Genomic DNA, 13466 nt, shown 5'->3' on the forward strand with positions numbered 1-13466 from the left:
GGACCGAAATCAACCAAATTGACCGCTCAATTTTCAAACGAATAGCTAAATAACGTAACTTCTCTACGGCTAAATTAACTGTCGTATGAGACCGTGGCGGAAGGTAATCCTGCTGAGTTTGTGGCTGGCCGGGAGCGGGGCATGGGCGCAGAAAACCAGACCGGCGGCCAGCCTCCAGGCGGGCCTCAAAGGCGAGTATTTCAGCGGGCCTAACTTCGAGCGGAAAGTTATGACCCGCACCGACGCCGACGTTAACTTCAACTGGAACTGGGAATCGCCCGGCCCCGGTGTGCCGCGTGAATACTTCTCAGTACGCTGGACGGGCAAACTCTACGCACCCACATCAGGCACGTATCGGTTCAGCGCAACGGTAGACGATGGCGTGCGGGTGTGGGTTGGCGGCAAAAACGTGATCAACGAATGGCGCAAGCAGGACGACAGCCAGTTCGTTGGCGAGATTTCGCTGAACGGTAAACAACTTTACGACCTGCGGATTGAGTACTACAACGACTGGAAAGGAAGCGTCATTTCGGTTTTTTGGGAATCGCCCGACGACCGGCGACTGTTTAGCTTTGCCTCAAAACCGCATCAGGTCATTCCGGCAAAATATTTGTTCAGCAAACCCGACCGACCACTACCCAAACCACCCGTTGCAGCGAAACAACAGCCTGCCCCGCTGCCAGTGCTGCCGGTAGCCACTACCCGACCCGCACCAAAACCATCAACGCCCAAACTACCCGCGCTTAAACCTGTATCGACACTGGCGAAACGTAAAACTGACTCAGTAGCAACCACCCCGGCAAAGCTCGTTCAGAAGCCTGCTCCCCTGCTGGCAACAGTCGTTCCGGGTGTTGCTGCCCCTGCTCCTCCGGCAGAGCCTTCGTTCGGGAAGTTGAAAGCAGGCGACGCCATGGTGTTGCAGCACGTTGTGTTTGCCCAGAGTGACTATACACTATTGCCCGAATCCTGTGCCGAGTTAGACAAGCTGGTTCGGGCCTTGCAGGCCAGCCCAGCCCTGCGGGTCGAAATAGCCGGGCATACCGACAACATCGGCGACAAGCGCCTGAATCAGGCCCTGTCGGAGTTTCGGGCTAAAGTAGTAGCCAGCTACCTCATCCGGCACGGCATTGCTGATGCCCGCATTACGGCCAAAGGGTATGGCGGCTCCAGACCCCTTGCCGACAACACCAGCGAAGCGCAACGGGCCCAAAACCGCCGGGTCGAGTTCATCGTGAATAACTAATGAAGGCTTAACAAATCTTAACAAGCCTCACGTCTCATTTCGGCTTAATTTGCGCCCAAAAGCAACTTTCCGGCTGACTTCCGCATCATTAGCAGGAGAAATGTGTTCATCAGCAACCTTCATGAATAGAGCTGCGTTTACCGCTATTTTTTCGTTGATAAGTACCTGTCTGCTGGCGCAAACTCCGCCGACAAGCCATACCGTCGTTGAAAAAAAACAATATCATACCCAAAAGATAAGTAACGCATCAATTAAATTGGACGGCATCCCCGACGAAGCCGCCTGGGACGCTGTGGCCTGGGGGGGCGAGTTCACCCAATACCAACCCAACGAAGGCAAAGCCCCATCGCAGCCAACGCGTTTTAAGATTCTCTACGACGAGAAGTTCCTGTACGTTGGCTACCGGTGTGCTGATGCCGCCCCCGATTCGATTATTAAACGGATGAGCCGCCGGGATGAATTTCCGGGCGACTGGGTCGAAATCAATATTGACAGCTACCACGACCAGCGCACCGCCTTTTCGTTCTCACTGTCGGTGTCGGGCGTGCGGGGCGATGAATTTGTGTCGCAGAATGGCAACAACTGGGACACGAGCTGGAACCCCATCTGGTACGGTAAAACGCATGTAGACAGCAGCGGCTGGACCGCCGAAGTAAAAATTCCCCTGAGTCAGTTGCGGTATGGCAATGAGTCTGAAAAAGTCTGGGGTATTCAGGTAACAAGGCGGCTCTTCCGCAAGGAAGAACGCTCCGTCTGGCAGTACATTCCCCAGAATTCGGGGGTTTGGGTGAGCGGCTTTGGCGAACTGCATGGTCTGACGAATGTGCCTGCCCAGAAACAGGTCGAAATCGCTCCGTATGTTGTCGCGAAAACCGAAAAATACCGCCCCGTAGAAGGCAACCCCTTCGCTACCGGCTCCGATTCAAAACTCTCGGTTGGGCTGGATGGCAAAGTGGCCGTTACGAGCGACCTTATCCTCGATTTCACCGTTAACCCCGACTTTGGGCAGGTCGAAGCCGACCCATCGCGGGTCAGGATTGACGGCTTTCAGAACTTTTTTGACGAACGTCGCCCGTTTTTCATTGAAAGCCGCAATATTTTCGATTATCAGCTTACCGGTTCCGAAGCCGGGGGCGACTATGATTCCGACCTGCTGTTTTACTCGCGCCGGATTGGCAGTTCACCCCACGGCAGCCCTTTGCTCGGTGAAGACCAGTATGCTAAGGTTCCTCAAAACACGGCTATTCTGGGCGCGGCTAAGTTCAGCGGCAAAACCAAAAAAGGCTGGAGCATTGGCATTCTCGAAAGCATTACCGGGCGCACATTGGCCGAAATTGACCAGGACGGTCAGCGTCGGCAGGAAGCCGTTGAACCCCTGACGAGTTATTTCGTCGGGCGATTGCAGAAAGACATCAATGCAGGTAATACCGTCATTGGCGGCATTTTTACGGCGGTCAATCGGGAGAATAATTTGAACCACCAGCTACATACCAACGCTTACTCCGGCGGGCTGGATTTTCTGCATTTCTGGAAAAACCGAACCTGGTATGTCCGGGGAAATCTGGTTTTCAGTCAGGTACAGGGCTCTCAGGAAGTTATTGCCAATACCCAACGGGCGTTTGAACATCTGTTCCAGCGAGCCCGCGCACCAGAGGTAAACGTGGATGCCAGCCGAACCTCGCTGACGGGCACGGGCGGTACGTTTCGGTTTGGCAAAAGTGCGGGCAAGTCGGGGAAATCAGGGCAGGTGTTTAAATTTGAAACCGGGCTTACCTACCGCTCGCCCGAACTCGAACTCAACGATGTTGGCTTCATGCTCACGGCTAACGAAATCAACCATTTCACCTGGGCAGGGCTGCATTACCAGAAATCGTTTTCCATTTTTCGCTCGGCCCGCATCAACTACAATCATTGGTCGCGCTGGGATTTTGGCGGGCAGTTTCTCTATCAGGCCTTCAACACCAACGTTCACGGCACGTTCCAGAACAACTGGCAAATGGGCACCGGCACCACCTGGAACCCGTATGAAGTCTCCAACAATGCGCTGCGGGGCGCGTCGTCGCTGCGCCTGCCGTCGGGCATAAACCATTGGGGGTATATTCAATCCGATACGCGAAAAAAAGTGCTGGGTTACCTGGAGTTTTCCAATGCCTGGGGTTTTGAGCGAACCGTGCGGAACAGCGATTACACGTTTACCCTGCGCCTGCAACCCCTCGATGCGCTCAACATCAGCCTCAGCGCCGGGTACAGCCACAACTGGCGCAGGCAGGACCAATTCGTTGGCAGTGCCGCCTACAACAGCGTAACCCGCACGGTGGTGAGTGAGGTAAGCCAGAAAACCATGCGCTACACGCTGCGGCTGAACTACAACATTACCCCCGACCTCACGCTTCAGTACTACGGTCAGCCGTTTATTACCCGCCCAACCTACAAAAATTTCGCGTATGTGATTGACCCGCTCAACAAGGTCTATGACCAGCGGTTTCGGTCATTTGCTGCGGGCGACATTCGGGCTGACAATGACCGGTATCTGGTCGATGAAAACCGCGATGGGGTAACTGACTACAGCTTTAGCAAGCCCGATTTTAATTTCGTGCAGTTTCGGTCGAATCTGGTAGCCCGCTGGGAATACAGAAAAGGGTCCGAACTGTATTTGGTATGGTCGCAGGGGAACACCCCCAACGTAGCCAACGACCTCGCTTCGCCCCTGAACCGGAGCCTGTTCGACAACGTGTTTGCCCAACAGGCGCGGGATATCTTTCTGGTGAAGATGACGTACCGGTTTTTGAAGTAAGTTCAAGCCATTTTACGCAAAAATGGCCGTTAAAGGTAATTCAAAGCCAATGTTAGGGTCCCGCAGTGTGTCATCTTCGTAGAAGAATACGTAATGGCCGGGGTGGTCAAACACCATAACGGCCCGCAAACTTGGTAACACCACCCAGCAGGATTTTACGCCAAACTGGAAGTAGACATGCGTTTTGGCAACCATCTCCTCATTACTCTGCGAAGGCGATTGAATTTCGATGCAGACTAATGGAGCATCTGAACGTTTAGCAGGTTGATTCTGATAATCAATGGCAAAATTTGGATAAACGAGTACGTCAGGTGTGCTCCCGTCAGGCGAAGTTGCTAACGATACTTCACTGGCGATGTGATAGTCAGTCCGGTATCGTACTTTGAGTTCAAAGACAAGATTCGCCTGAATAAGGCCATGGACAAGATTGGGCATGGGTTTGCCCCGTTCGGTTTCATATGCTGACAGGGGCTGAGTAAGCGTTTCCATAACTATCAATACCACCAAAGTGAACGAGTCTTCAAAGATAATAAAAAACCGTCCCGTTTAGTCTGGCGGAAACCTACCCTGTCGATTTCCATGGAGTCATACCTATACTCGCTATTTTAAAACTATAGCAGAATATTTATTTCCACCCTCAACCTTGACAACTAAATTCTTTGGGCTTATTTCGATTTCTTGTATTCGTTCAGCCAATGAAAGACGTCGATGTGGAGTTGTTATAATAGCACCATCTTTTAAATAGATATGATATTCACGAACAAGCGTATCGGGTTCAACGGCTTTTACACTATAACGTCTTGTAAAAATATCCTTTTCACCATTCCCTTTTTCACCGGCAACAACAATGGCGACCTTCTTTGAATAATCCTGTGGCTTAATGTAAGCTTTACTGGTTGAAGTACCTTCTGTTACGATCAGGTTAGATTTTTCTAACTTGACGTGGCTGTTAGGGGAGCTTCAGGAGAGACAGCTTGAGAAGTCAAAAGTGTAGAAAACCCTGGAGCACTTACTTTAAACTGTTTTAAAGTGTATGTGTCGGAACCGCCGGGGTTTGCATAAGCTTCAAATTCGATAGCAATCTCATCAGCATATACATTGACGGCGCCATAAAGGGTAGTTTTTGGCGTGGGGTCGGGTGACGAACCTACATCATTTGATTGGCCGCAACTAACTATACTGAAGCTAAAAATGGCAGTTACAATAAACTGATAAAAGGCGCGTCTACTATTTTTTAGTGATGAGGCCATAAATTTGTGTGATTGCGCTGAATGGATTTATCTCGAAAATTGTTGAACTGTAATCTATTACGCGCTTTTAACGTAAGACAAACATAGCAAAATTGGTACAACTACTGGCGGTTCTACTGGTTTTTTACAGTTTGGTATAAATTATAAAATTTTTGACTGTAAGCGCGTATAAATAGCATCTTATTAAACCACAATCGGAGGACTTTGAATCCTCGCGGATCGCACAATGAGCAAACACGGACGCATTCTGGTCGCCATGAGTGGCGGCATTGATTCCTCGCTGGCAGCCGTCCTGCTGCATGAAGAAGGCTACGAGGTCATTGGCATGACCATGAAAACCTGGGATTATGCCTCCTCGGGCGGCACCAAGAAAGAAACCGGCTGCTGCAGCCTCGACAGCATCAACGACGCCCGCAACATTGCCGTTAGCCTGGGGTTTCCGCACTACATCTTAGACATTCGGGAGGAGTTCGGCGATTACGTCATCGACCATTTCACGGGCGAGTACCTCGAAGGCCGCACGCCCAATCCCTGCGTTCTCTGCAACACCCACATCAAATGGGACGCCCTGCTTCGCCGGGCCGACCGGCTGGATTGTGCTTCCATTGCAACGGGCCACTACGCCCATATTCGGGAAGAGAATGGCCGACACATCATCTCGAAAGGCGTTGATAACCTGAAAGATCAATCCTACGTGCTGTGGGGTGTGTCGCAGGCAAGTTTGAGCCGGACGAACCTGCCACTGGGTCATCTGCGAAAATCCGAAATCCGCGAGATGGCCAAAGAACGGGGGTTTATGGAGCTTGTCACCAAATCGGAATCCTACGAAATTTGTTTCGTGCCCGACAATGACTACCGGGGCTTTCTGAAACGGCGAATGCCCGGTCTGGAAGCCGAAGTGGCCGGGGGCAATTTCGTGATGGAAGGCACGGGTAAAGTTTTGGGCAAGCATCAGGGCTATCCCTTCTACACCATTGGGCAACGCAAAGGCTTAGGCATGGCGTTTGGGCAACCGATGTTCGTGACCGAGATTCGGAAAGATACCAACGAGGTTGTTCTGGGCGTCGATAAAGACCTGTTTCGCGACGGTATGCTGGTGAGCAAACTGAATCTGCAAAAGTACGACCGCATCGACGGGGCGCTCGAAACCGTTACGAAAGTGCGCTATAAAGACCCCGGCACACCCGCCACCATTTCACAACTGGATGACAACAAAATCGAAGTGCTTTTCCACGAAGGCGTTTCGGCGATTGCACCGGGGCAGGCGGCCGTATTTTATGAAGGCGACGACGTGATTGGGGGGGGCTGGATTATGAAAAGCTTCCGCCAAAACGAAGCCCGGACTAACCAACTGGCTATGGTAAGTAGCTTATAATGAAGTCGTTCAGGACTTACAGAAAGAGTTATTTTTGTCATTCTGAAGAATGATAAAGCCATCCATGACCACCCGCAGAGTTAGAGGAATTTTTAATTTTTCTCTGTATACTCCGCATCTCTGTGGTTAAAACTTCTTTCTTTGCAGATTGACTATTCCAGCAAAACCCCTACATGAAGAAGTACCTGTTGCTTACCGGCTTTACACTGGCTTTAGTTAGTCAGCTTTTTGCCCAAACATCCCCGTCCAGTGTGGCACCCAAAGGCCATCCGAATCCGAGTGGTGCTGGCTGGAAACCGCTCTTTGCCAGCGACCTCTCCGACGCAGGTTTCCCCAAAGGCGTCTGGAGTCTGGAAGAAGGGGTGCTGACGGCCACCGCCGACAAAGCCATCTGGACTGCCGTGCCTTATGACGATTTCATCCTCGACCTGTTCTTTAAAACCGCCGATGGCACCAACAGCGGCATTGTGGTCCACGCCAGCGACACCACCAACTGGATTCCAAATTCGGTCGAGATTCAGATTGCCGATGATTACGCCAAAAAATGGGCCGAATCGCCCACGAACTGGCAATGTGGCGCGTTTTTCGGGCATCAGGCACCCACAAAGCAACGGATCGTTAAAAAGCCCGACGAGTGGAATCGCTATACCATTACCTGCCAGGGAAAAATGATTTATGTGGTGCTCAATAATCAATTGGTGAATACCATCGACCTGTCGACATTCACCTCCGCCAAAACCAACCCCGACGGTTCGGCCGTACCGGAATGGCTCAGCAAACCACCCGCCGACCTGCCCCTGCGTGGCTACATTGGCTTGCAGGGCAAACACGCTGGCGCACCTGTTTATTTCAGAAACCTGAAAATCAAAGCGTTGTAAGTAGCGTGGGCGGGCTTCCGCTGGAATGCCCGCCCGGCCATGCTACTTATAACTACTCTACCCGTATGCAAATTGAACCCCAAACCCGGCATAGCCCCGCCCTGCCCGAACTGCGTTTTTCGCTCAATCTGCTTTATGTGGGTCGGCTATTGCTGGGTATGAAGGCGGCATCACCTGTAGACAACGAACGGCTGGATGCTGTCGATGAGCGCATTGAAACCGTGACCGACGAACTGATTGCCACCGAATTACTCCATGAAGCGGCTGTGCTGGCAGGTGATATTCTGTTAGAAAATCCGACGTTAGACGGTAAGGGTTAGGGGCTAATCTGCTTTCTTTGCGGCTGACGCAGAGAAGCCGCAAAATTTTGCGGTTCTACATGCCCCCCGCTATTCATGCCCGATACAACCACGAGTACTTCGCCATTTGCTGTCCTGTTTGATATGGACGGCGTTTTGATCGACAACACCAATTTTCACATCAACGCCTGGCTGCAGTTTTCGCAGAAACACGGTCGCCCCATCACCAAAGATCAGTACATCGACAACATCAATGGGCGCGTCTCGGCGGATGCCATGGCCTACGTTTTCCAGCGGCCAATTTCGCCCGGCGAACTGATTGTGCTGACCGAGGAGAAAGAAGCCATCTACCGCGAGTTGTATCGCCCGCACCTTCAGCCCGCGCCGGGTTTGCTGGAGTTTCTGAGCGCGTTGCAGGGGCAGCAGATTCGCCTGGCGGTGGGCACCTCGGCGCCAGAGAGCAACGTCCGGTTCACACTCGACGGGCTGCCGTTGCGCCCTTATTTCGATGCCGTCGTAGATGCCGGCATGATTCACCGGGGCAAACCCGACCCCGAAATTTACCTCACAGCCGCAGAACGTATAGGCGTGCTTCCGGCCCGGTGCGTCGTCTTTGAAGATGCTTTTGCCGGTATCGAAGCAGGCCTTCGGGCGGGGATGGCCGTTGTTGCCGTCGCCACCACCCACACCCGCGCCGAACTCACCAACACGGGTGCATCACTCATTGTAGATGACTTTATCGGGCTAACGCCGGACGCCATTCGGGGACTTATTCGGTAACGCTGGCTTATTGTGGTCGAACTAATCGCTCTTTCGTGGTATCGGTCAGTTGGCGAAGGGCCGCACGTTTATCCGTTGGCAGTTTGGATTTAGTGAGCCAGTTGTCGAACAAATCGAAACTCCAGCCGTAAATTTTGGCGGGATGTTTTGCCAGGTAGGCCGTGAAACCCTCCAAAGCCTGCGGTCCCGGCTGACCCTCTTTCAGCACGGCTAAGCAGGCCGCCAGGTATTCTTTCAGCACGTCATAGCCCTCCCGTATTTGCTCCGTGGGAAGGTTCGTTAACGCCTGCTGCGCCCGGTCATATTGGCCCGTCAGCACGCTAAGTTCAACAATGGTCAGGCGAATGCCCGGCTCGGCATAGGATAACTTCTCATACGCCCGGATGGCCTTTCGATAGCTCGAATCAGCGTCGGTGAGTTTATCCTTCATGGTCAGATACCGCCCGCGTTCCGTCTGAATCAGGCCGCCCAATGGGCTATTATCGGTTGCGGGCAATTGCCGTTCGGCCTCCGTTATGCCGGCCAGGGCAGCATCATACTGGCCCGTAATGCCCAGAACGGCGGCTTTTCGTTGCCACAGCGCAGCCAGCATACGGTTTGCAGCCAATGTATCGCCCTGCTTCTCCTTGCGAAGTTGCGGGGCATAGGAAATCGCTTTGTCGAAATCGGCCAGCGCATCGGTATATTCTTTACGGAAGAAATGGAGTTCGGCCCGTTGGGAATACGGTAGGGCCAGGGCCGTATCGGGCATGAAGTCAATTGCTTTTTGCAGGTCGGACAGCGAACCCTCCCAGTCCCGTTGCCCCCCTTTCTGGGCAGCCATCTGCTGATAGGCCATGCCTATTTTCCGATTCGGTTTGCTCAGCGTTCCCAGCGGTAACACGCCCGCTTCAGCGAAAGCAACCCGGAGATTATCTTTTCCATAAAAACCTCGGTTCAGCACGTCGGAAAGGTGATTTTCGCTAACCGTTACGAACTGTAACTTTGGTGCGTCCAGGATGTCGACGGGCAGTTCGGTGAGCAAATTCTGGGATACATCCAGACTCTCCCAGGCAACCTCTTTCCAGGCGATGGCCGGTAACCGGCTGACATTACAATTGGCAATCGTCAGATTGGTTAGCCCTTTTATCCGGGCGGCTTTGGCAAACACGTCGTCGGCGTCTACCTGCGGCTGCTGCCGAATGGTTAATTGCTTCAGGTGGGTGCAGTACACAAGGCTATCGGGCAACTGCTGGATTCCGCCGGTAGCGCCCTCCATCGCTTTCTCTTTGCCACTTATCAACAGGGTCATGAGCTTAGTCAAACGCCCGATTGAGTTGGGCAGGCCCTGTAATCTGTTCTGTTCCAGCGAAAGATGGGCCACCTCCTGCCACTGCCCAATGCTGTTTGGCAGGGCAATCAGTTCGTTATTGACCAGCGCCACCGACCGGAGTTTGGTGAGCGCACCGATGTTGTCGGGCAGCAACCGCAGTTGCGTACCGTAAATGTTGATCGATTCCAGATTTACCAACTCGCTGACCGATGCGGGTAATTCGGTAATCGGATTGGACACGATTGACAGTTGGGTCAGTTGACGAAGTTTTCCGAAATCACTGGGCAGCGCCGTCAATTCGTTAGCCCCAATCATCAGGAGCGTAAGTTTTTTCCAGCGGGCCAGGTTGGATGGCAATGTCCGCAGGCGATTTTTGCCAATGAACAGCGTTCGCAGCGAATCCAACTGGCCTATGCTGCCGGGTAAAGCCGTTAACTGATTGTCGCCAATGGTCAGCCAGTGTAGTTTGTGCAGGTTACCCAGCGCATCGGGGAGCCGTTCCAATTGGTTATTGCTCACCGAAAGCCGCTGTAGATTAACCAGCCGAACAACCGAAGCGGGCAGTTGCGTGAGTTTATTCTGGTCGGCGTTCAGCGTCGTCAACTGCGTTAACTGACCAATATCGTCGGGCAGGGCGGTCAGTTGATTATTCGAAACGGTCAGTTCCCGGAGGGCCTGCAGTTGACCAAGCGCCGGTAGTTGCCTGAATTTATTTCCAGGTAAAAATAATTCCGTCAGGGCGGTTAGTTGCCCAATTGAAGCGGGCAGTGAATCAAGACCACAGGCATTCAGGGTCAACTGCGTCAGGTTATTTAGCGAGCCAATCGTGGCCGGAAGTTGGCCAAGCAGCCTGTTTTCTACGCGCAGTTCGGTGAGTTGTGTCAGTTGGCCGATGCACTCTGGCAAAGGCGACGATCTCTTTATATCACTATTTCCACTAGTTCCATTGGCGCTGATTGTCAACACACGCAGATTTTTGAGGGGGCAGAGGCCCGACAATTCCGCTGACCGATACCCTCGAATAATAAGCCGCTCCAGACCCGACAAACCCGCAAACGTAGCGGCATCGACGGTCAGTTCTGGATTATACAGCAACTCAATAGCTTTAAGGTTTTTCAGACTACCTAATGCCAGTTTTCGCAACTGCCGGACGTTACTCAGGCTAAGCGTTTCCAGACCCGATAACCCAGAGAGTGACTCACGAAAGGTAAGGGTATCAAGCTGAACATTGGCCAGCGACAACTCGGTCAACTGCGTTAATCCTGCCAACGTTTCGGGTTTAATCAGCCACCCCTGCCCATAAAGTTTCAGCCCCGTAAGTTGACGAAACTGATCCAGATTCACCTGGAGCGCAGGCATGGTCTGCCAGTTTGTGAGTTCAAGATGGCGCAGGTTTTTCAGCCCGGCCAGCATACGCATCGACTCGCTCAACGTTGCACTCTTTCCGCTGAAATTGATGCGAACATCGCGCAGCTTTGGCAACCGCTGAATACCATCTGGCAAGGTGGATAGAGGGTTCGTTTCCGTTTTTCCGGGCGTAATTTGGTTTATATTGACCGACAATCGCTCCAGCAATGGCCAATCCTGAATAACCTCAGTTAATGAATCGGCCTGTTGTTGCGTCAGACTATTGAGAACTAACACGCGCACCGTTTGCAACTGACGCAACCCTGGCAGACCGCCCTGTTTCAGCACATCACTGGTAATAATCAGCGATTCTATCTTACTGCCCGCACCCGCTTTTTGAAGCAGGTCGCTCAGGCTTGCGTAGGCGTTGGGCTGTCCGGGAAAGGCGCCCGGAAACTCAGGATTAGATGGCCGGTAATGGGGATGCCATACGGGCAGCCGGTCCAGTTCTGACAGAGCCTTTTGGGTGGCCTGCGCCCGGCTTTGGTTGAGGCCACTCAACCCGAAACCAATCACGAACAGCCACCTTTTCCATCCATTGAGGTGCATATTTTATGTAGTTTTGCCGACGAGTTCAAAAATTCGCATGAAGATACAGCCATTGATTGAAACGCAAAATGAAGTTTTTGATCCTACCCGGACTCCGGCCCGCGAGGGCTTTTTCTTTCCACCGGAGTGGCACCCGCACGTGGCCACCTGGCTGAGCTGGCCGCATACCGAAGCGTCCTGGACCCGCAACCGACAAGATCTGATGTTTCCGGCTTACATCGACTTTATTAAGGCCATCGCTGAGAGCGAACAGGTGTGCATCAACGCCCATAACGACATCGTCATTCAGGCCGCTAAACTTCGGCTGCTGGCGGCCGGTGCCGATATGAGCCGCATCACGCTCCTGCCCCACCCCACCAACGACTCGTGGTGCCGCGACCACGGTCCGGCCTTTCTCATCAATCCAGCCAAAAAAGAACGGCTGATCGTGAACTGGGGCTACAACGCCTGGGGCAACAAATACCCGCCCTACGACCGCGACGACCTGATTCCGGTGCAAATTGCTCACTACCGGAAGCTGGAGTACGTTACGCCGGGAATTGTTATGGAAGGCGGGTCGGTGGAGTTTAACGGGGCCGGAACGGTGCTGACCAGCCGGGCCTGTCTGCTCAACCAAAACCGCAATCCTTACCTCACGCAGGCCCAGATCGAGCAGTATCTCTGCAATTACTATGGGGTTCAGCAAGTGCTTTGGGTAGAAGAAGGCATCGTGGGCGACGATACCGACGGCCACATCGACGATACGGTTCGGTTTGTGAATGAGGATACCGTTATTGCCGCCTACGAGTCGAACCCCAACGACGACAACTTTCCCTTTTTGCAGGAAATTCATCAGGAACTGAAACAAATGCGACTCCTCAACGGCAAGCCGCTAACGATTGTCGAACTGCCCATGCCCGACCCCGTTTTCAGCGATGGGCTTCGGCTTCCGGCTTCTTATGCCAACTTCCTGATTACCAACGGCTCCGTTATTGTACCGACGTTCCGGTGCGCCACCGATCAGCGGGCATTAGACATCATCGGCGCGTGCTTCCCCAACCGCAAAATCGTTGGCATCGATTCAACCGATATTGTCTGGGGCTTAGGCAGTTTCCATTGCCTGAGTCAGCAGGAGCCGAGTGTTTAATGAATAATGTAAAATGATTAATGAACAATAGATAGCTCGTCCCCTACTTCAGTATACACTGTTCATTAATCATTTTACATTCTTTAAAGTCCATGTACGACAACAAAACTTTCCGCTCCGTCGCAAATACCCCCAACGGCGAGGTGAGTGGCAATACGCTGTTTCATTATCATCAGCAAGACCAAATCGTCTGGGCCGACTACAGCGGTGGGACCATTGTGAAAGGGTTTCTCCTGGCTAAGGTGCTGGCCGATAACTGCTTAGATATGCGGTATGAGCACATCAACACAAAGGGTGAGTTGATGACGGGCCGTTGCCACTCCACACCCGAACAACTTCCCGACGGGCGAATTCGGCTCTATGAACGCTGGCAGTGGACCGGTGGCGAATCCACGCCGGGCGATAATTCATCCGGCGAGTCGATTATTGAGGAAGTTATTAGCTGAGTTTTAG

General features: G+C 52.7%; 11 protein-coding genes. 8 read left to right on the forward strand and 3 right to left on the reverse strand.

What is annotated here, in order from left to right; translation table 11 throughout:
• Positions 1 to 85: 85 nt before the first annotated feature.
• Both ACYVI1_RS23870 and ACYVI1_RS23875 read left to right on the forward strand, forming a co-directional pair.
• Positions 86 to 1243, forward strand: coding sequence for a PA14 domain-containing protein (locus ACYVI1_RS23870; RefSeq protein ID WP_460913363.1), 1158 nt, complete (start codon positions 86 to 88; stop codon positions 1241 to 1243).
• A gap of 121 nt (positions 1244 to 1364) precedes the next feature.
• Positions 1365 to 4037, forward strand: coding sequence for a DUF5916 domain-containing protein (locus ACYVI1_RS23875; protein ID WP_460913364.1), 2673 nt, complete (start codon positions 1365 to 1367; stop codon positions 4035 to 4037).
• 12 nt (positions 4038 to 4049) lie between these two features.
• Here the strand turns inward: ACYVI1_RS23875 and ACYVI1_RS23880 are convergent, their stop codons facing one another.
• Entirely contained in the window at positions 4050 to 4526 is a 477-nt protein-coding gene (locus tag ACYVI1_RS23880; protein ID WP_460913365.1) for a Uma2 family endonuclease, read from the reverse strand.
• A 443-nt stretch (positions 4527 to 4969) separates the two neighbouring features.
• Entirely contained in the window at positions 4970 to 5287 is a 318-nt protein-coding gene (locus ACYVI1_RS23885) for a hypothetical protein (RefSeq protein WP_460913366.1), read from the reverse strand.
• Positions 5288 to 5513: 226 nt separating this feature from the next.
• Between ACYVI1_RS23885 and mnmA the strand changes: the two genes are divergently transcribed.
• From mnmA to ACYVI1_RS23905, 4 genes are all read left to right on the forward strand, one after another.
• Positions 5514 to 6662: a tRNA 2-thiouridine(34) synthase MnmA gene (gene mnmA / locus ACYVI1_RS23890; protein WP_460913367.1), complete on the forward strand. Its 1149-nt coding sequence runs from the start codon at positions 5514 to 5516 to the stop codon at positions 6660 to 6662.
• A gap of 173 nt (positions 6663 to 6835) precedes the next feature.
• Positions 6836 to 7540: a 3-keto-disaccharide hydrolase gene (locus tag ACYVI1_RS23895; RefSeq protein ID WP_460913368.1), complete on the forward strand. Its 705-nt coding sequence runs from the start codon at positions 6836 to 6838 to the stop codon at positions 7538 to 7540.
• A 65-nt stretch (positions 7541 to 7605) separates the two neighbouring features.
• On the forward strand, positions 7606 to 7860 hold the full coding sequence (locus ACYVI1_RS23900; protein ID WP_460913369.1) for a hypothetical protein: 255 nt from the start codon (positions 7606 to 7608) through the stop codon (positions 7858 to 7860).
• A 75-nt stretch (positions 7861 to 7935) separates the two neighbouring features.
• On the forward strand, positions 7936 to 8619 hold the full coding sequence (locus ACYVI1_RS23905; protein ID WP_460913370.1) for an HAD family hydrolase: 684 nt from the start codon (positions 7936 to 7938) through the stop codon (positions 8617 to 8619).
• A 7-nt stretch (positions 8620 to 8626) separates the two neighbouring features.
• On the opposite strand, the gene ACYVI1_RS23910 is transcribed toward ACYVI1_RS23905, so the two are convergent.
• Positions 8627 to 11887, reverse strand: coding sequence for a leucine-rich repeat domain-containing protein (locus tag ACYVI1_RS23910; RefSeq protein WP_460913371.1), 3261 nt, complete (start codon positions 11885 to 11887; stop codon positions 8627 to 8629).
• 37 nt (positions 11888 to 11924) lie between these two features.
• Here ACYVI1_RS23910 and ACYVI1_RS23915 point away from each other — a divergent pair, with 37 nt between their 5' ends.
• The gene (locus tag ACYVI1_RS23915; RefSeq protein ID WP_460913372.1) at positions 11925 to 13013 is read left to right on the forward strand and encodes an agmatine deiminase family protein; all 1089 of its coding nucleotides are present in this window, start codon (positions 11925 to 11927) and stop codon (positions 13011 to 13013) included.
• 92 nt (positions 13014 to 13105) lie between these two features.
• Entirely contained in the window at positions 13106 to 13459 is a 354-nt protein-coding gene (locus ACYVI1_RS23920; RefSeq protein WP_460913373.1) for a n-acetylglutamate synthase, read from the forward strand.
• The last annotated feature ends 7 nt before the right edge of the window (positions 13460 to 13466 follow it).

The sequence above is a fragment of the Spirosoma areae genome (assembly GCF_054781775.1).

Coding starts and splice junctions, on each gene's coding strand:
- mnmA (WP_460913367.1), top strand. CDS start 5,514: ATGAGCAAACACGGACGCATTCTGGTCGCCATGAGTGGCGGCATTGAT.
- ACYVI1_RS23905 (WP_460913370.1), top strand. CDS start 7,936: ATGCCCGATACAACCACGAGTACTTCGCCATTTGCTGTCCTGTTTGAT.
- ACYVI1_RS23910 (WP_460913371.1), bottom strand. CDS start 11,887: ATGCACCTCAATGGATGGAAAAGGTGGCTGTTCGTGATTGGTTTCGGG.
- ACYVI1_RS23880 (WP_460913365.1), bottom strand. CDS start 4,526: ATGGAAACGCTTACTCAGCCCCTGTCAGCATATGAAACCGAACGGGGC.
- ACYVI1_RS23875 (WP_460913364.1), top strand. CDS start 1,365: ATGAATAGAGCTGCGTTTACCGCTATTTTTTCGTTGATAAGTACCTGT.
- ACYVI1_RS23885 (WP_460913366.1), bottom strand. CDS start 5,287: ATGGCCTCATCACTAAAAAATAGTAGACGCGCCTTTTATCAGTTTATT.
- ACYVI1_RS23920 (WP_460913373.1), top strand. CDS start 13,106: ATGTACGACAACAAAACTTTCCGCTCCGTCGCAAATACCCCCAACGGC.
- ACYVI1_RS23870 (WP_460913363.1), top strand. CDS start 86: ATGAGACCGTGGCGGAAGGTAATCCTGCTGAGTTTGTGGCTGGCCGGG.
- ACYVI1_RS23915 (WP_460913372.1), top strand. CDS start 11,925: ATGAAGATACAGCCATTGATTGAAACGCAAAATGAAGTTTTTGATCCT.
- ACYVI1_RS23895 (WP_460913368.1), top strand. CDS start 6,836: ATGAAGAAGTACCTGTTGCTTACCGGCTTTACACTGGCTTTAGTTAGT.
- ACYVI1_RS23900 (WP_460913369.1), top strand. CDS start 7,606: ATGCAAATTGAACCCCAAACCCGGCATAGCCCCGCCCTGCCCGAACTG.